Source organism: Phycisphaeraceae bacterium (assembly GCA_040222855.1).
Classification (GTDB): domain Bacteria; phylum Planctomycetota; class Phycisphaerae; order Phycisphaerales; family Phycisphaeraceae; genus Mucisphaera.
On sequence record JAVKCD010000025.1, the window covers coordinates 16731 to 35300 of the forward strand.

The window sequence follows — 18570 nt, forward strand, 5'->3', positions numbered from 1 at the left end:
TCCCCTATGAGCCATATCGCAATAGTAGGAGCAGGGATGGCTGGGACGACCGCCGCACGCCTGCTTGTTGAGGCTGGCCAGCGGGTCACGCTCTTCGACAAGGGCACCAGACCGGGCGGCCGTATGTCCACGCGCGAGCTGGATGACGTCAGCTTCGATCACGGCGCGCAGTACATCACGGCGAGAACGCCATCCTTCACGCAGGCGCTGGCGTCGTGGCGTCAGGCCGGCGTTATCGCCCTTTGGGAAGCCCGATCGATGGATTGGGACGGCGACCTTCACCCCTCCGACCAGAAGAAGACACGCTGGGTCGGCACGCCCGCGATGGCCACGATCCTTAACCACCTGCAGATCGGTCTCGATGTTGAGTATGGCCGTGCTGTGGACAGGATCATGAAAACCGACGCCGGCTGGAGCGTGCGACTCGACGACGGCGAGACGCGTGCCGGTTTCTCCTGCCTGCTGATATCGATCCCCGTCGAGCAGACCCGCCGGCTGCTGTCCGACTCCGGTCTCTCGCAGACCATCGACCTGGGCGAGTTGCACAGCCAACCCTGCTGGACCCTGTTGCTCTCCTACGAGCATAGCCTGGCTCTCGACTTCGACGCCGTGAGACTGACCGGCCACTCTTGTCTTGGCTGGCTGGCCAACAACTCCTCAAAGCTTATGAGGCCCTCCAAGGGCCCGGAGTGCTGGGTCATTCAGGCTACCGAGGCATGGAGCAGAGCCCACCTCGAACAAACCAGGGAACAAGCCGCCGAGCAGCTCCAGTCTACCTTTGAGCATTTCGTGAGCGGTTTCGATCACCCGCTGCCCGAGCCTCTATCAAGCAAGGCTCATCGCTGGCGCTACGCGCACATCGATCGGCCCGCCGGACAGGACCGGCTGACGGACACCGACCTGAAACTCGTAGTCTGTGGGGACTGGCTGCGCGGCCGACGTGTCGAGGATGCCTACCTCAGCGGGGCCTCCGCCGCAGATGCCGCCCTCGAGATGCTCGGCCCATGAGCGCTCTCCTGGTCGAAGCGGGTAGGACCTTAGGCCAACTCTGGGCGCGTGGACCCAAGGGTGCTCGCTGGTATTACGTCGGCGGGGCCCTGTTGATCGCCAGCGGCCTGCTGCACGTGCCGGTCTTGCTGATCGACGGAAGTGACTGGGCCGGCCCCGTCTCCTGGCGCAAGCCGATCCTCTTCGGGATCTCAACGGGCGTCACTCTGATCTCTCTCGGCTGGGTTTACGGTTTACTGCACGGCTCATCGCAAACCTGGCTCGATCGAGTCTCCAGAATCGTCGCGCTCGCTGCGGTTCTGGAAGTCGGGCTGATCACCCTCCAGGCCTGGCGTGGCGTGCCATCGCACTTCAACATCGAGACGGGGTTGGACCGCTCGATTCACTACGCCATCGACGCCATGGTGATCCTCATCATGCTCATGGTGCTCTGGCTGAGCCTCGCGAGTTTCCGAATCAAGACACCGGCCATAGATTCACTGTCCGCCGATGATCGTCTGGGCATTCGCTTCGGCATGCTCGCGCTGAGCTTCAGCTGCCTCTTCGGGCTCTACATGCTGATCTATGGCATGCCCAGGGCTGAAGCTGGGAAGGATCCCGGGCTCTATGGCGAAGCGGGCGTCCTCAAGTTCGTGCACGGCATCGCGATCCACGCCCTGCAACTCCTGCCCGTGACAACCTGGCTGATGAAATGGCTCGGCGTGTCCCAAACCGTAAGAATTCGTTCAAGCATCTCCCTTGCACTCGGCATCACGCTGCTGACGGCTTACGCCTGGCTTCAGACTTTCTCTGGCCTGCCCCGGTTTGATCCGACCCTGCTCGCCGCCGGGGTCCTCATCGCCGGGCTGCTCTTCCTGGCACTCCCCGCAGGGTTGGTCACGGCCTTGCTGGTCAAGTCACGGTGTCGCCCAACTCGGATGAGGACCTAGACTTGGCGATGCTCTCACTGGTCTGGTTCAAGCGAGACCTGCGCACGGCCGATCACGCCCCGCTCAGCGACGCACTCGCTGACGGCGCATGCATCGGCCTCTATGCCTACGAGCCGAGCATCCTGAACGCCCCGGAGCAGGACGCCTGCCATCTGGACTTCATCAATCACTGCCTCGAAGAACTCCGCCATGCTCTCGCGAGCCTCAACTGCCCCCTCTTGATGCTCAAAGGCGAGATGCCCGAACTCCTGGATCGACTCTATGAGCAAGTCCGCATTGACAGACTCTTGAGCTACGAAGAAACCGGACTCGGCGTGACCTACGAGAGAGATAAGCGTGTCGCGCGATGGACTCGACAACGTGGCATCACTTGGAAGGAGTACCCGCAGCATGGCGTGGTCAGGCGTCTCGAACACCGTGACGGCTGGTCGCGACGCTGGCTCGAACGCATGCGACCCGATCCCCTCCCGGAACCGAAGCCAGGCCGGCCCTTACCGACATCGGTGATGAAGGCTCTGCCAGACACGACATGCCTGACCCCGGAATCACTCGGCCTTGAACCCTCCACCAAAAGCGAGGCACAGCCGGGCGGAAGCCAGGCCGGCCTCACCCTGCTGAACTCGTTTCTCCACGAGCGCGGCCGCGACTACCAGCAGGCCATGTCCTCGCCACTGGAGGGTGCCGACGCCTGTAGCCGGCTCAGCCCTCACTTCGCCTACGGCACCCTCTCGATCCGGGAGGCCTACCACGCTTCCAACAACAGACTCCAGGAACTCAAGGGCAAGCGTGGCAAAGCCAGCCTCTGGCGTTCATCCGTCCAGAGTTTCTCCAGACGCCTCCGCTGGCAGAGCCACTTCATCCAGAAACTCGAGGACGAACCCGACATCGAGTTCCGGAACATCAACCGCACCTTCGACGGCCTCCGAAACGAAGACCCCGATTCATGGTCCACCCAGGGAAAAGAACGCTTCGACGCCTGGTGCCGTGGCCAGACCGGCTATCCCATGATCGACGCCTGCATGCGCTGCCTGCACACTACCGGATGGATCAACTTCAGAATGCGCGCCATGCTCATGAGCTTCGCCAGCTACCACCTCTGGCTCCACTGGCGCCCGACCGCCCAATACCTAGCTAGACAGTTTGTCGATTTCGAACCCGGGATTCATTACAGCCAGGCCCAGATGCAGTCCGGCGTAACGGGGATCAACACGGTCCGCATCTACTCGCCGATCAAACAAGCCCAAGACCAGGACCCCAAAGCCATCTTCATCAGACGATGGATACCCGAACTGCGCGAGCTGCCCGACGAGTACATTCATCAGCCGGAGGCCTGCCCGCTGATGATCCAAGCGATGTCCGGCTGCGAGATCGGCCGTGACTACCCGCAACCGATCGTCGAGCACAAGACCGCCTACCGAACAGCCCAGTCCAAAATCTTCCAGCGAAGATCCAGCCCGGGCGCCAGACAAGAAGCCCAACGCGTTTACCTCAAGCACGGTTCCCGCCGCCGCCCACATGGAACGATGTATTGATCAAACGGAGTGATTGATCTGCCCCCGGTGCTTGTGCCAGTCGTAACGCTTACCACTGGCAGAACTGCGCCTGTCCCCATCCTGGTGCCAGTCTCGACGCTAGCCTCGGCCATCAATCGGCCGGGTTAACCCGGCCGGATGAAGCTCGAAGACTCAACCCAAGACTGGTACTGAGGACGGGAGCAGCGCAAATCAGCCAGTGGTAAGTGTTACCACTGGCGCTAAACCCGGGGGCAGGTCAGGGTGAAGCGGTGCTGGAGCGTGTCGGTGATGAGTGGCGTGCTGGTCTGGGCCGGGATTGCTGGGCGACGAGTTTGCGGGTGGGTTGTGCGCATGGTGGGTTTTGGGGTGGGCGGGGGTGAATCCGGGTTGGGGAGGGGTGTGCGGGGCTGTTTTTTGGGTCAGGGATGGGGTTGTGGTGGGGGTTTGAGGGTTTGGGCGGTTGCGGGTTGTGCGCACGGGGGTTTTGGGGGGCTTGTTTCTGGCGTTCTTCGTGGTGGTTCCGGGGTGGGGTCGTCGATCAAAGGTGACCGATGGGCCGCGGGATGCGGTTGTTTGTGCGCACGGGGGGTCGGGTGGGCTCGAAGGTGTTGGGTGTCGAGGCGGTTCAGGTACGGCTAGAGGCCTACGCGGCGTGTGCTGGGCTGGGCATCAAGATGTGTCAAGAGGCCGCCAAGGGATCATCAACTGCCGAACCGATGGGATACACATAGGGAGGTGAGTTCGAAACCCAGATCAGGGTCGAAAGAAGAAACATCCGTGGCGATCCCAGATTGCTCTTCCCAGACATCCGAGTGAGAGCTAACATCATTTTTGCGGCTTGAAATGGACGCTGGCGAAGCACAACAATCTGCTGGACCCCCGCTCAGCTTCTGTAAAACACGTGACCTCGAGCAGACATCGAGCTCTGCTGGAAACCACTCCGCCTAAGGTCATTCACTTGGAAGATAAGCCCATAGCGCCGGTCTGCCGACATTGCAGTGAACCGCACGACCCAGCAGAGACAAACCTGCCAGGCTCATGAAGATGGTGATCCGAGCCACATCCCAGGCGGCGAGCTTCGATACGCCCTGGCCACGCTGCCGTCGCGATGGGCTTCGGATGGGATGGAACACGGTTTCCACCATCGCGGGTCGGCTCTGCTCGGCGTCCTGGAACGCATTGATGCTGTTCAGGGCGTCGTTGATCGACGATTCATCAAGGGTCCCGGCCTCAGTCAAGCGGTGATCGATAACGCTTGCTGCGCTGCGGCTGAGCGTTGGCAGGATGAGCAACCCTACAAAAGACCAGAGGGTGAATGCGCACGCGTACTCGATAACACCGACCGCTGTCGCCAGTCTGTCAGAGCCCAGGGCTGAGGCGCTGATCAGTGAGCCCAGCATGATGAAGGCAAGGGCAGATAGCCTCCCACGCACAAAGAGCCCCGACCGAACGGCTTCGTCTCTCCGCTGGCTAATCGCCTCGAGTTGATTCTGAGGGAGACTTGTCTGCCAGAGTTGAGGCTGCACATCCTGCCGAGGACAAATCAGTCCGTCGAGCCCACCGGTAAAGCCTTGGTCCTCGGACGCCGTGAGGCACGTGCCGTTCTTGACGGCCGAGCTCAGTTGCGCCATCAGTCGAGCGTAGGGACGTCGCAGCCACAGCAGAAGCATGGACAGTGTCATGGTCCAGATCACGGCGCCGCCAGCGCCGAGCTGACGGGACGCCAGGAGCAAGCCCATGGCACAGGCAAAAAGGCAGGCCGAGTGGACGGCCACACCCCGGGACCAGTTGACCGCATAACCCCGGAGCGTCGGGTGCGGCCTGTTGTACCGGCGCGGGAGCAGGTAACCGCCCAGCCAGTCCAGAGGCGTCTGGATCAGGGCATAAAGGCCGACGAACCCAGCCAGCAAATAGATATCTGGCAGGGACTGAAGCTCCGAGGGACCCAAACGCAGGCGGAGCAGGCCAACCACCGCGAGGACAACCATGAGGCCCACGCCGCTGATACCGAGCCAGAGCCGTGCCCGGCCATAGCCGTTATCCGTCCGAGTGGGCGTGACCAAATCCAGGTTTGAAGACATATTTTTTCTCGCGTGGACAGGACTCTAGGCTGGAGAGCGACCACGGTGTATTCAGGGTATCGAACGGCCATGACCCCAAGGGTCTGACCGATGTGAATGTCTGTCTCGATTCTTCATCAGGGTCTACTGCTTGTGTCTGAGAACCATCAACTCGTCCAGCAGACAGGCTGTGCTTTGAGGGGGGCAGTTGCCACAAGATCAAGGTCAAACGACAAAACGCGCGTGGTGATCCGAGATTCTTGTATCCAGCGATCAACGTGATCACTAAAATCCATTCGGTGACCTAACAAAGTCCCTTGGACAAGCACAACATTCTCCTGGCCCCCCGCGATTGCCTGAATATGAGTCAGGCCCGTCTGTGTCTGCCGCCGAGCACAGGCAGGCTAGTGAGTAGCAGGGTGACACCCGAGAAGGGTTCAGGGACGTTCGAGAGATTCATGCCGAAGTGACTGGCTAAGAGCGATAGATCGATGAGATCGACGTGATTGTCGCCGTTGAAGTTACCGCCAGCCCAGCCCGACGAGCCTCCAAAGTTCGAGGCCAGCACCGAAAGATCGATCAGATCCACCTTCATGTCTAGGTTGGCGTCGCCGAGCAGGGCGGTAGTGACGAGCACGCTGGTCGGCGTGTAGGTCACGGCCAGACCCGCGCCTTGGGGCACGCCGGGACCGGAGACGCCCGTGATGCTGTTAAAGATGCCGGCGACGCTGACAGCAGTGACGACCTCGAAGGTATCGCCAAGACTCGGGGTGAAGCCGTTGATGAGGGCAAGGTCGAGCGTGCCGCCGGTGTTGGCCATGGCACTGTGAACGATACGGTCAAACGACCCAGGCGACGTACCGCCGAGCTCGATCTCAAGCCTACCCTCGTAGGCGACCGAGCCGCGATACACGGTGGCGGGGCTGAAGCCGGGGGCATCGGTGCCGGTGATGACCACGTTGTCGAGGGTGCCGACGCCCTTGACGTAGCCCGTGAGCGTGATGGGGTTCGCCGATGAGTCGCCGATGACGTTGCCGTTGTTGATAAAGGGATTGAACGGGTCGTTGGGCGTCAGGACATTGCCGTGACCGATGAGGTTACGGCCAAATCCCAGGGTGATCCCGTTCTGCGCGATGATGACACCGCCGACGCCCGCGCCGTCGCCCAGGGTGGTGAGGGATCCGAGGACGGCATCGTTGCTGTCGTTCAGAGTGATGGTGTTGACGTCGACGTCGAGCTCGCCGTCGAGGAAGACGCCCGCCGGGTTGGTCGCGTCGCCGATCGCCAAACTGCCGGTGAGGCTGATGATCGAGCCGGTACTCGAGGCGAGGCGGCCCTGGAGATTGCCCTGCCCGAAGAAGGCGGCGCCAGCGGGGAGTTGGAAGCCGTTGTCGGCCACAACGCGACTACCCGGCTCGGTCGCGACGTTGGCGTTACCGAGGGTGAAGAAGCCGGCTTTCTTGAGTGTGACGGTGTTTGGCCCGACGTTGAGCGTGCCACCGATGGACACACCGTTGAAGTCGGAGGCATCACCCAAGGTGAGGTCGCCGGTGGCGGTGACATCGCTCCGGGTTGTGAAGACGGCTTCGACGGTGCCGGAGCCGTTGAACGGAAGGTTGCCAAAGTCAAGGAGATCAGCTCGGAGTGTGCCGCCGTTCATGGCGATCGCGAATCCACCCGTTTCGGGGCTCAGCGTCTGCGTGCCGAAGTCGGCGGTGCCCCGGACATCGAGCGTCGAAAAAGTGGCCGTGCCGTTCTGCGACACGTCCAGCGTCCCGCCGGCCCACACGGTGATCGCGTTGCCCGCAGCCAGCTCGCCGCCGTTGCTCACGGTCACTTCCGCACTCCCACCCGGTCCGGATTTCGTGCCGCCAATGAAGACGTCGTCCGCCGCAGACAGCCGGCTGCCTGCGTTCGTGACGAGCACGGTGTGCGCCCCCGCCCCGACACCCCCAACCACGATGTCGGCATCGGGCGAGCCATTAAATGTGGGCGTGGACGTAATCCCCTCAAAGAAGTCAAAGCCCTCGACCCCCGCCCCAACCTCGCTGCCCTGCGAGACCGTCAGGCTCGCCGACACGTCGTCAGCGATCACAAGATCCTCGTCGATGTTCCAGCCGCCGTTGGCGCCGGCGAAGAAGGCCGATGCCGTCGTTTCGTCCGCGTTGGCTCCGCTGCCAATGGCACCGGCCCCTGACGTGACCGGCACATCGCTCGCACCGGTCAGCATCCCGGCCCCATCCCCGCCCACGCTCAACGTGCCGGCGACGAACAGACGCCGGCTCAAGGAACCCGAGAAGCTCGACCCAAGCCGAGCAGCTGCGCTCCCGTCGATCGGCAGGTCCCCGGCCAGAGACAAGATGCCAGAGCCGCCAGCGAACTGCACCACACCCGTCCCCACTAAGGCCCCCGCCCGCACCGAGCCGTTCGAAAGCAGTAGATTCGACGTCAGTTCCAAGGTCCCCGCGTCCAGCTTCTCGTTCGTGGCGACCGTGTTGGCCGTGTCCCACGTCAGCGTGTTCGCCACCTCCAGCCGTGCTTCATCGAAAGATGACGCGCCACGATCAAAAGCGCCTTTCACGGTCGCTGTGCTCGCCGTGATAAACCCGTCAATCGCTACACGACCGGTCGTATCCACGAGCAGATCGTTGGTCACGTCCGCGAAATAGGTGCCCAACACCTGATTCGAGCTCAACAACTCGCCCGTCACCCCCGTCCCGGACGCGCCGCCCACCGTCAGGTTGGTCGCCACCAGATTCTCCGGCGGCAGCGAGGAACTCGCCCCCACGGTGTCCAGCACGATCCGCCCCACCGAACCGGCCCCGCCGACCGTCACCGTCCCGGCTGAGAGCAGGCCCGGCACGCCGATCGCGAACTCTGCCGTGCCGCCGAAACCAGAACCCACATTGATTTTGTCCGCGTGCGCGAAGCCTCGCCACGACGCAGAGCCCACCGTCAAGCGCGGGCTCGTTCCGAATCCGGCGACCGTGATCGTCTCGGTGATGCTGAGATCGGTGAACCCGCCACCTCCACCTCCAAAAAGTGTGACGTCGCCATTGGTCACCGTCAGGTTGCGGGCGAACATGTCGGTCACACCCGGTCCTAAGGCGTACGTCGCGGCGTTGTTGAACACGACGTCGTCCGCTGTTGTCGGCACCCCGGCTGGTGACCAGTCCGAGGCCGTGCTCCAGACCCCGCTGCTCGACACGTCGATGAAGAACCGCTCCGCCGCCACGCAGGGTGTGGCGACAGCCAAGGCCAGGCTTACTGCCGCCCCCGCGACGCACGACCCGCTCGAGTCCTTCTTGATCACGCTGAATGACGCTCGACGCATCTCGCTTCCTCCTACCTGATACATGAACTCGTACTTTGGCGCCAACACCGTATGGCGGTCGTTCGCTTCTATTTGATGCGGCTGCGGCGCTGGCTGTTCAAAAACGATTGTAAGGCCTCCTCACAAGAATCCAAGCCACTCGTGGGCAACTGACCTGCCCCCGGGTTTAGCGCCAGTGACAACACTTATCACCGGCCCGTGGCGTAAGTCCCTGTTGGTGCCGGGCATCGAGGCGATTCAAGACCGCCTGAACGCCTCCACGACGTGGCACAATCTCTTCAGGCCGCATGCGGCGATGGGTACCACAGCGCCAAGCGAAGCGGCCATCGGAGCCTCGGTTCCAGACCCGCTTCGCTATACGGAAGCAGGTGAGATCGAACCCGTGATCAGGGTCACTCGCCAAAACGTCCGTGGCGACCCAAGATTACTCTTCCCAGAAATCCGCGTGAGGTCTTGAATCGGTTTTGTGGCATGATGAAAAGCTGTTGGTGGAGCACCACAATCTCCTGGACCACCACTGCGCCACAGGAGTTTGCGGCAGATTGCTGTCTGTATTTGCAACTCGCGCTTTATCGAGCACCTCATAGCTCATGTATTAGAGTAAGCCCATGAAGACGGACTTCTATCGTGTCATGCCGGGCTCGAAGCTCGACCTCAATGGCCTTCCTACTGCTGATGATGGCGGTATCGATAAGGATATGGCACGTGATCGCTTCGCAGAGCTAAGGCAAAGGCTAATCGAGAAGCAAGAGCTGCTGTATGCCGATGGGCGTTTTGGCGTCCTCGTCGTGTTTCAGGCCATGGATGCTGGCGGCAAGGACAGCACGATCCGTAAGGTGATCGGACCGCTTAACCCGGCAGGCGTACGGGTCACGAGTTTTAAAGCTCCCAGCGACGAAGAGCTTCGACACGACTTTCTCTGGCGCATTCATGCCAACGCACCAAGACGCGGCAACATCGCCGTATTCAACCGGTCTCACTACGAGGACGTGCTGATTGCGCGGGTCAAAGATCTGGTGCCTCCAAAGGTCTGGCAGCAACGGTATGACCACATCAATGCCTTCGAACGACTGCTTTACGACGAAGGCACACGGGTTGTGAAGTTTTACCTCCATATCTCCAAGGGCTACCAGAAGCAGCGGCTTCAGCTAAGGCTTGATGATCCGAACAAGCACTGGAAGTTTGAGCCGGCTGATCTTAAAGAACGTGCCCGATGGTCTGACTATCGGGTGGCCTTCGAGGATGCGATGTCGCGTTGCTCAACGGAGCGGGCACCGTGGTACGTTGTACCGGCTGAGCGGCGCTGGTTTCGTAACCTGCTCGTGGCACAAGTCCTCGTCGATACGCTGGATGCGTTGGATCTGCGGACGCCCAAGCCGGCTTTCGATCCCACGACCGTTGATATTCCGGATTAGGCTGCATGCATAGGGTCTCGTCTTGAACATCCTCCTCATCCTTCTGGGTCTGGCCCTGCTCACCGCTGGCGGCGAGACACTCATTCGCGGGGCGTCCCGTCTCGCTGCGGCGGCCGGTATCCCGCCTCTGCTGGTCGGGCTCACCGTCGTGGCTTTCGGCACCAGTGCCCCCGAACTCGCCGTATCCATCAAGGCCGCACTCACCGGGCAGGCCGACCTCGCCCTCGGCAATGTGTTGGGCAGCAACATCTTCAACATCCTCGGTGTGCTCGGGATCGCGGCTGCCCTATCGCCCGCTGGTATCGCTGTTGCGCCTGCTGCCTTGAGCTCTGACATCCCCATCATGGTGGCTGTCGCCTTTGCCTGCCTGCCCATCTTCATCACCGCCGGACGCATTGACCGCTGGGAGGGTGCTCTCTTCCTGTTCTTCTATGCTGCCTACCTCACCTTTCTCATCCTGGCCGCAACCACCCATCCCGGTCTCAACGCCTTCATGTCCGCCATGGTTGGCTTTGTCATCCCTCTCGTCGTTATCACTCTTGCCCTCAGTCTGATCTACACGAGAACCCCACGATCGTGACCCAGCAGCCTCCGACCGAAGAACCATCCGAAGCGATCCGGAGCAAACATGCCCCGGTGGTCCCGCTTCATTCTGTCTTCGACGACCTAGATCAGTTCGTTGCGTCGCGGAACGGGCAGGACGTCACCTTGGCTGACGTGGAGAACGCACTTCGCGGGCGCTGGGCCGCCGTTCTGATCCTTGTGCTCTCTATGCCTTTTATCTTTCCGATTCCCATCCCGCTGCTCGCCACTGTCTGTGGGCTTCCGATGTTCGCGATCGGTCTACGGCTTCTGCTTGCCCGGGAACCGCGACTCCCGGCATATGCCTACCGGCACCAACTCAGCGCAAACACACTGTCCCGCATCGCCTCGGGACTCCGACGCTTGCTCACCCCTCTGGCGTGGCTCTACCTGCCTCGATTGGCCCCGCTCTTCTGGCCCATCGCCTGGCGAATGACCGGTCTCTCCATCGCCATGGCGGCCCTGATGCTGAGTCTTCCCCTGCCCATCCCGTTCGCAAACATGATCCCCGCCCTGCCCTCATCCAGTTCGCCGCAGGACTGCTCCAGCGGGACGGGCTCGCCATACTGCTCGGCCATATCCTGACTGTTGCTGGCTTCGCTTACCTGTACTGGATCTCCGAAACCGTGCTTCAACTTCTAAAGTCATTTTTCTGAACACAGTGGGGATACTGCCTCTGGTACTGCTTTGGGGCGTCCACCGTGATCAACCACTTTGTCGACTCTAAAAAGCTGTTCTACGTAGGGTTGAAATCCGTTAATGAACCAAGTGCGGAGCTCGGCAGAAATCGTCCCGTGCTTGCCTGCGGATCATCCTAAGATAGGGCTCATGAATCAATCCCAGAGACTCGAGAACCAGAAACTTTATTGCGCGGCCGTGGGCCCGCTGACGATCTGGCTGCGGCGGGAAGGTGAGGAGTTATTCGTTGCCACGGAGCGTGATGCCGACGAGTCGCTTAGGCATCGTGACGAGCCACTGGTTATCGATGACTCGGAGCCACCCACGAATTCCGCGGCGATGGCCTGGGACCGTTACATCCTGGCGTCGAATTCGCAGGAGATCAGTCTCCGGTACCTTTTGCCAGATCGCCCGCTTGTCGCGCGTCCTGAATCGATGCTGGTCCTGCCGCCTGGGAGACATGCCACGTTTTACTTCGGTATTCCTCTCCGGATCGCGGTTATCGAGGTCACGTCCACACCTGTGACACTGACAGAGTTGCCCACGATCGTCCTGTCGAATATCTGGTTCGGCGATCCGATGCAGGGGGAGTTGTGCTACTCGCTCATGACCCGAGCCAGGCGCGATGTCGATCTTTCCGAACGGCGTCCGTATCGGGCGATTTGTACGCTTGAAATCCGTAACGAGTCAGATGAGCCGATCAAGGTCCAACGGCTGCGAGTGGACGGCCCCAATCTCGACCTCTTTGAGGGCGAGGGTCAAGTCTGGACCAATCGTGTTGTTGCCCGATTCAGGAGCCAGGAGCAGGGAAGTGAGGTGGAGGTTGTTTCATCTGCACCGAAGTCGGGCGTCCGCAAGATCGTGCCGGCGCGTGAACCGGTGGCTGGGAGTGTCGTGTCAAGGGTTCTGGGGATGTTCCGACGAGAGGAGTCTATTGACGCATGATGCTCGCTGCCCTTATTGAATGGCCGGCACTCAGGGAGTACGCACTTCAGAATCTCGAGACGATTATTCGTGTCCTGATACTGCTCTTTATCGGCTTGCCGGCTGTCTGGTTCGTCTCTAGGACTGTCGGAAGAGCGCTGGAGAGGCGAACGACCGCACAAGCCGGGATGGTCGTCCGCAAAGTCATGCTGTACGTGGGGGTGTTGATCATTGGTCTTTCAATAGCAAGGCAGTGCGGGATCCCCCTCACCCCACTTCTTGGTGCGGCCGGGATTGTTGGTGTCGCTGTGGGATTTGCATCACAAACTTCCGTCTCCAATATTATCTCGGGCCTCTTTCTGATCGCAGAGAAGCCATTCGCTGTTGGAGACGTGGTCAAGATCGGACCGACCACTGGCCTTGTCCTGTCTATTGATCTGCTGTCACTCAAGATCCGGACCTTCGACAACCAATATGTCAGGATCCCAAATGAGATGCTGATGAAGACAGAGGTGACCAACATTACCCGCTTCCCAATACGGCGCGTCGACTTCACCATTTCGGTTGCCTATCGCGAGGATCTCGAACGCGTCAAGAGCATCCTGCTTGACCTTGCAAAGCAGCATCCTCAGGTGTTAGACGAGCCCGATCCGCTGGTGCTACTCACGAACTACAACAACTCCGGCATCGATTTCCTGTTTGCCGTCTGGTGTGTCAAATCTGACTTCTTTGAGATCCGCAAGACCTTGATACCCTCCATCAAGAAGCGATTTGATGAAGAAGGGGTTGAGATTCCCTTCCCTCATATCAGTTTGTACGCTGGATCTGGAACCGAAGCCTTGCCCATACGACTCGTCAACGAGGAGCCGGCTCTGGATTCTGCGATGCCTGCTGACCCATCCAAAACCTGATTTCAACGGCACCAATCGTGTTGGCATGAACCAATCCCGCCTGTTTGGAGAACACAATGAGAACCGCAGTCTTCTCGGCGAGGCCTTATGACCGTCGGTCTCTAAATTATGCCAACGAACAAGCCGGTAGTCCGCACAGTTTTGACTTCCTCGATGATCTCGACTCGGGGAGCCTGACCGGCTCACGCCTCGCTCAGCCGCACTCGCCTCTGGATACGAGGCTGCTTGCGTCTTTACCAACGACGATCTGGGACGCGAGACGCTCACGATACTCGCAGAAGGGGGCTGTCAGACGTGCGCCTCTCCCCGGATCCTGATCCACAGATGATGCTCGTATAGCGGAGAGCGTGGGATTAGAACTACTGGTAGGGGCTAGAGCTTTCTTATCGCGACATCATTCTGCGCGCATCGCGGATCCAACTAGAGTTGAACTCAAGATCCGAACCCTCGGTCGGCGAGGATGATCAAAAACGTAACCTCGAATTCGGCCACAGAGACACTCGGGCCTTTTGGCCATTCCAAGCACAGGCCCACCCAGCCATAGAAGTCGGAGACCCCGAAAGTCACCGGGTTATCGCCGGTTTTCCTGATATAAATCCTTGTTTTTACTACACTTAGAGCAAGCGGTGTGAGAATCGAGATACGTCAAAGCGTCTCTGTCGGGGGCTGTTGGCGGCAGAAAACGGCCTAGATGATGTCCGAAATGTCTGCCTGCTGAACCCCCATATCAGCGTAAACCCTTATATGGCAGTCGGATAAGTCTGTCCGGGGCCGCATTACCTGACACTCGTTCTGCGCCCTCGTCGTACAGTATTGAGGCACGGGTGCCTGTGCATCGAGATAGCGAGCTGTTACCGAAGCAAGGTGCAGCTAAGCACCACTCACGGCCAGTAAAGGCGGACACCAAGACCCAGGTGTTGCTAGTTCAGCTGCGTCTGGTGAACAAGCTGCCATGCGCTGCTCCCGTCCTCGGTACCAGTCTTGGGTTGAGTCTTCGAGCTTCTGCGATGCTTACGCCACGTGGCACAATCTCTTCCGGCCGCATGCAGCGCTGGGTACGTTGACGCCAAGCGAAGCGGCCATCGGAGCCTCGCTTCCAAAAGCGCTTCGATACACGGAGGCAGGTGAGATCGAACCCTTGATCAGGGTTGAAAGACGATGCGTTCGTGGAGACCTGAAACTGCACTTCCCAGACATCCGAGTGAGACCTAAATGGTCCTTGCGGCCTGAAATAGCTGCTGGCGGAGCACAACAATCTGCTGGACCCCCGCTGTTACGCAGCGATCACGTCAACCTAGCTGAGACAGTTACTTTCCGCTACTTCCCACGAGATGATCTAGCAGGTGATCCAACGATACGCTTGCGATCATGGACGATCGATCACTGACCGCGAAGGGTACAATCAACTCTCGGTTGTGGATTATTGAGCCGCAGCTATAGACCACATTGGGCACATAGCCTTCGCGTTCGGTGCCTACTGGCGTTATCAGGGGTGTGCTTAGTCTGCCGATCACTTTTGTTGGATCGTGCAGATCGAGCAGAGCGGCACCGATACAGTATTTACGCATCGGGCCGACGCCGTGGGTTATGACCAACCACCCTGCTTCGGTCTCAAGTGGTGACCCGCAGTTCCCGATTTTTATCGATTCCCAGGTCTCACTCGGTCGAAGAATCACACGGGGATCGCTCCACTGGTGAGGGTTATCTGACATCATGAGGTGAATGTTCTCGTCGTCCTGGCGTGAGAGCATCGCGAAACGACCATCGATCCGTCTCGGGAAGAGCGCCATTCCTTTGTTCTGGATCGCCGATCCACCCAGCGTCAGCATCCTGAAGTGACAGAAATCTTCTGTGCGAATCAGCTGCGGTAGGATTGTCTGTCCGTTGTAGGCCGTGTAGGTCGCGTAGTAGACCACGCTGCCATCATCATCCTGGAAGCGGACAAATCGAGCATCTTCAATGCCGTTCGTCTCATTCGGTGATACGGGGAAGATAATGCGCTCACTCATGGCGAGCTCGGGAGCAAACTCTAACTCGTAGTTCGAGTCCGCGAGCCATTGGACGTGGTCCAGCGTCAGCGTCAGCTCCGGCGTAACTCGACCGATTTCACGACGCATCGCTTCAACACTATTTGTGAGATCACGCCTTGTGAAGCTCTCTGCAAGCGGCCCGAGCACGGCTTCCATGTGGGGCTCATCAAGTCCCATCTCATGCAGCCGACGCCAGAATCGAGTCTTGTCATACCGAGGATCAAGAACAAGCTTCGGGGCGCTTACGAACCTGGATACATCATCGAGAGAGATACTCCCGTCTGCTGTAATGCTGCCCGCCCTGAACTCGATTGATGAGATATGCCCCTCGCCGGTTGCGCGGAGACTCATGATGAAGCGTTGTTCGCCGGGTGCAGTGCCGCTCTGATCCGGGTGCCGCACGATCGATGGATTGAAAATAGCTGCTGACTCGAGAGCATATTCGCCCGAGAACATCGCGCCGATCAATAGCCTCAGTTCTCGCGACAGAGGGCGATGCGTAAACAGATACGGCACGATTCTATCGAAGTGCTGGTGTAGCTTCCCCTCAATATCGAGATGGCGGCCGTCGAACTCGAGCAGGACACTGGCCAGGTGGGCAGCGACCTCCTCGTCTGTCAGCGCCAGCGTACGGCCAAGGATTGCGGTGATTCGGTCTCTTCCCGATGGTATAAACGGCCTGAGAATTACCCGGGCACTCTCAGGGAGTACTGTCAGATCATGGCGTCTGATTCTGATCATACTCATGAAGACCCGTCGGCGTAGTTGGGGGTGAGGCTTCTTGAGGCCTGCATGTCGGCGAGTGAAAGATGGAACGCAAAAGTCGACTCTGCACCCTGATTCTCACTCACCCCGTCAGCGTGAAGACCATCGCCACAGCCGCCTGTCTCGAAAACAAACAGCGGTGTTCCCAGATCATTTCGCCCTAAGAACCACTCAAACGCGCGTCGTGCTTCGCGTAACCACATCTTGTCGCCGGTGACTCGGTGGGCCTCAAGACAGGCGGCCACCATCGCCTGAGCCTCGACAGGCTGTTGATCGAAGACCGCGGGAGACTCGCCGCGTGGATAGAAACCGTTGTTGCCGATCGGGCGGAAGCATCCTTCGCTCGTCGTCTGGATCGATACCAGCCAACGCAGAACTTTAAGAGCGATCTCTACTGCACGCGGGGTGGGATTCGAACGCTGTCCAAGCAAGAGGGCTTGGCAGAGTCGTGCATTCTCGTATGTTACGACCGGCTCAAACCATGGCCAGTCGGGAGTGGAATAATGCTCCCACAGGACGAGCAATCTCTCTTTGAGTAGATATCGCATGTCGATCGCGGCTCTGTCTTGCGGTAGGTGACAGAGATACTCATCGATACCAATAAGCGCGAAGGCCCAAGCGCGAGGGGATGAGAACTCCGCTACTACCGGTAGGCCACGACGAAACAGGCGGTCGCAGAGTCTTCTGCGGCCGGTGTCTCGACAACGATTGGCTCCCGTGCCCATCGCCCAGAGTGCTCTTGCGTGGCTGTCTTCGCTGCCTACTTCCTCTAACCATAGCCTGCTGTGACTCATGAAGTTAAGGCATCGCCCGTTCCCCGAGGTCATCGCATTGGCGAGGAAAGCCAGATAGGTTGTTTCGAGTTGTGCTGTGACACTCAATGATATCAACGGTGCCTGCTCCTCGATCATGCAGCACAAGACCAGACCTCTTGCGTTGTCGTCGGTGCAGTAGCCTTCAGTAAAGTTGGGAACGTTGAGGATCGCGTGCTGAAAGATGCCCACTCCATCGGTCATACGGATCACATGGTCGATGCGCTGCGCAGGCAGACTAAAAGGCCGACTGTTGAGCGTCCACGCAGCGAATGCGGCTCGTGGTTGTTCTCTCTGATCATGGCTGGCCTGGCGAAAGGTATCGAGATAGCGGTCGCCAACACACGGCCAGAGCATCGATCGGCCAACATCAAATGCTGCTTCCTGTATGGCCTTCATATTCTGCCTGTCATCAAGAAGCCCTGATACCGCTTCCGCAATCGCGGGCGCATCACGGAAAGGGACCAGGACGCCGCGGCCTTCTGCCAGCAGCTCTTTGGCATGCCAATATGGTGTTGAAACCACCACTCTTCCCGAGCCGTACACGTAGGCGAGTGAGCCTGAGGTGATCTGCGATTCGTTGAGATATGGAGTCAGGTAGACATCGGCTGCACCAATAAACTGTCGAAGCTCGTCAATGGCCACAAATCGATTGTCGAAAATAACGTGATCGGCGACGCCAAGGTCTTCAGCGAGATGCTGTAGCCCCAGACGGTATTGCTCACCATCGCGCACGAGCAGTTGAGGGTGCGTTGCACCGAGAACGACGTACACCACGCTGGGGTGTCGACGAACAATACTCGGGAGGGCTTTGATGACGAACTCGATACCCTTGCCCGGGCCGATCAGTCCAAACGTGAAGAGCACATCGCGACCCGCCAGACCGAACTGTGCCTTGTACTCACTCGAGCCGCCCAGAGGCTGATCTGGAATACCGTGAGGAATGACATCAATCGTCTCTTGGGCGGCTCCGTAGATGTCTCGGAGGATTTCAGCGCCCTTATTCGCCATGACGACGATGCGGTCGCTTAGCTTCAGGAGTTCGAGGGTCACCCGGCGCTGATCTGCGTCAGGGTGATCGAGCACGGTGTGCATCGTTGTGACCACCGGCATACGCACCTCATGAAGCAACGCCAGGACGTGTTCTCCGGATACCCCGCCATAGATGCCAAACTCATGCTGGACGCAGAGAAGATCAACATTGTTGAAGTTCAAAAAGTCCGCAGCACTCCGATAGGATGCTAACTCTCTCTCCTGGATCTCAAACCGCACAAGGTCGGGGTACTGGTAGACCTGATGCCGGTCAGTCACGGCCACCACAAGGCACTCTGAACTGGGAGCCTGTGTTGATACTGCGGAGCACAGATCGTGCGTGAAGGTCGCGATCCCGCAGAGACGAGGTGGATAGTCGCCAAGAAATGCGATGGTACTGGGATCCGAATCGGGTGGGATCTTCATCCAGGCTCATAGTCTTCCAAGAGCCATGAGAGCGATGAGCACCACGAGGACGAGCCCGAGCCCTCCGCTTGGATAGTATCCCCATCCCCGACTGTGCCCCCAGTAGGGCATCGCTGCCGCGATGAGGAGGATCAGGGCCATCAGAAAAAT

12 protein-coding genes are annotated in these 18570 nt (G+C 59.5%); 8 read left to right on the top strand and 4 right to left on the bottom strand.

The features are described 5' to 3' along the window. Window positions 1-6 precede the first annotated feature (6 nt). From RIG82_09980 to RIG82_09990, 3 genes are read left to right on the top strand one after another with little or no spacing between them, the layout of a single operon-like run. Window positions 7-1008, top strand: a complete 1002-nt coding sequence (locus RIG82_09980; GenBank protein ID MEQ9461267.1) for an FAD-dependent oxidoreductase — start codon at window positions 7-9, stop codon at window positions 1006-1008. After that, a complete protein-coding gene (locus RIG82_09985; GenBank protein MEQ9461268.1) occupies window positions 1005-1937 on the top strand; it encodes a hypothetical protein in 933 nt (310 codons plus the stop codon). Before RIG82_09980 ends, RIG82_09985 begins: the two co-directional genes overlap by 4 nt. A gap of 8 nt (window positions 1938-1945) precedes the next feature. Continuing rightward, on the top strand, window positions 1946-3469 hold the full coding sequence (locus RIG82_09990) for a deoxyribodipyrimidine photo-lyase (GenBank protein ID MEQ9461269.1): 1524 nt from the start codon (window positions 1946-1948) through the stop codon (window positions 3467-3469). 932 nt (window positions 3470-4401) lie between these two features. On the opposite strand, the gene RIG82_09995 is transcribed toward RIG82_09990, so the two are convergent. Both RIG82_09995 and RIG82_10000 read right to left on the bottom strand, forming a co-directional pair. Further along, window positions 4402-5532 (bottom strand): hypothetical protein, encoded by a 1131-nt coding sequence (locus RIG82_09995; GenBank protein MEQ9461270.1) that lies wholly within the window; start codon window positions 5530-5532, stop codon window positions 4402-4404. A gap of 346 nt (window positions 5533-5878) precedes the next feature. Beyond that, on the bottom strand, window positions 5879-8845 hold the full coding sequence (locus RIG82_10000) for a hypothetical protein (GenBank protein MEQ9461271.1): 2967 nt from the start codon (window positions 8843-8845) through the stop codon (window positions 5879-5881). 608 nt (window positions 8846-9453) lie between these two features. Here RIG82_10000 and RIG82_10005 point away from each other — a divergent pair. The 5 genes from RIG82_10005 (at window position 9454) to RIG82_10025 (ending at window position 13355) form a co-directional block, all read left to right on the top strand. Then, the gene (locus RIG82_10005) at window positions 9454-10260 is read left to right on the top strand and encodes a polyphosphate kinase 2 family protein (GenBank protein ID MEQ9461272.1); all 807 of its coding nucleotides are present in this window, start codon (window positions 9454-9456) and stop codon (window positions 10258-10260) included. Window positions 10261-10282: 22 nt separating this feature from the next. Then, window positions 10283-10840, top strand: coding sequence for a hypothetical protein (locus RIG82_10010; GenBank protein MEQ9461273.1), 558 nt, complete (start codon window positions 10283-10285; stop codon window positions 10838-10840). Next, complete coding sequence (locus tag RIG82_10015) at window positions 10837-11427, top strand: exopolysaccharide biosynthesis protein (GenBank protein MEQ9461274.1); 591 nt, start codon at window positions 10837-10839, stop codon at window positions 11425-11427. The genes RIG82_10010 and RIG82_10015 overlap by 4 nt, the downstream gene beginning before the upstream one ends. 243 nt (window positions 11428-11670) lie before the next feature. Then, window positions 11671-12465: a DUF432 domain-containing protein gene (locus RIG82_10020; protein MEQ9461275.1), complete on the top strand. Its 795-nt coding sequence runs from the start codon at window positions 11671-11673 to the stop codon at window positions 12463-12465. After that, window positions 12462-13355 carry a mechanosensitive ion channel family protein gene (locus RIG82_10025; protein MEQ9461276.1) on the top strand — a complete coding sequence of 298 codons (894 nt, stop codon included), beginning with the start codon at window positions 12462-12464 and terminating at the stop codon, window positions 13353-13355. The genes RIG82_10020 and RIG82_10025 overlap by 4 nt, the downstream gene beginning before the upstream one ends. A gap of 1307 nt (window positions 13356-14662) precedes the next feature. Here the strand turns inward: RIG82_10025 and RIG82_10030 are convergent. Then, on the bottom strand, window positions 14663-16132 hold the full coding sequence (locus RIG82_10030) for a glycoside hydrolase family 130 protein (GenBank protein ID MEQ9461277.1): 1470 nt from the start codon (window positions 16130-16132) through the stop codon (window positions 14663-14665). Next, window positions 16129-18420: a glycosyltransferase family 4 protein gene (locus tag RIG82_10035; protein ID MEQ9461278.1), complete on the bottom strand. Its 2292-nt coding sequence runs from the start codon at window positions 18418-18420 to the stop codon at window positions 16129-16131. The genes RIG82_10030 and RIG82_10035 overlap by 4 nt, the downstream gene beginning before the upstream one ends. Between the last annotated feature and the right edge of the window lie 150 nt (window positions 18421-18570).

Excerpts from the sequence above, each read along its gene's own strand:
- RIG82_09980 (MEQ9461267.1), top strand. The coding sequence starts at position 7 with ATGAGCCATATCGCAATAGTAGGAGCAGGGATGGCTGGGACGACCGCC.
- RIG82_09985 (MEQ9461268.1), top strand. The coding sequence starts at position 1,005 with ATGAGCGCTCTCCTGGTCGAAGCGGGTAGGACCTTAGGCCAACTCTGG.
- RIG82_09990 (MEQ9461269.1), top strand. The coding sequence starts at position 1,946 with ATGCTCTCACTGGTCTGGTTCAAGCGAGACCTGCGCACGGCCGATCAC.
- RIG82_09995 (MEQ9461270.1), bottom strand. The coding sequence starts at position 5,532 with ATGTCTTCAAACCTGGATTTGGTCACGCCCACTCGGACGGATAACGGC.
- RIG82_10000 (MEQ9461271.1), bottom strand. The coding sequence starts at position 8,845 with ATGCGTCGAGCGTCATTCAGCGTGATCAAGAAGGACTCGAGCGGGTCG.
- RIG82_10005 (MEQ9461272.1), top strand. The coding sequence starts at position 9,454 with ATGAAGACGGACTTCTATCGTGTCATGCCGGGCTCGAAGCTCGACCTC.
- RIG82_10020 (MEQ9461275.1), top strand. The coding sequence starts at position 11,671 with ATGAATCAATCCCAGAGACTCGAGAACCAGAAACTTTATTGCGCGGCC.
- RIG82_10025 (MEQ9461276.1), top strand. The coding sequence starts at position 12,462 with ATGATGCTCGCTGCCCTTATTGAATGGCCGGCACTCAGGGAGTACGCA.
- RIG82_10030 (MEQ9461277.1), bottom strand. The coding sequence starts at position 16,132 with ATGAGTATGATCAGAATCAGACGCCATGATCTGACAGTACTCCCTGAG.
- RIG82_10035 (MEQ9461278.1), bottom strand. The coding sequence starts at position 18,420 with ATGAAGATCCCACCCGATTCGGATCCCAGTACCATCGCATTTCTTGGC.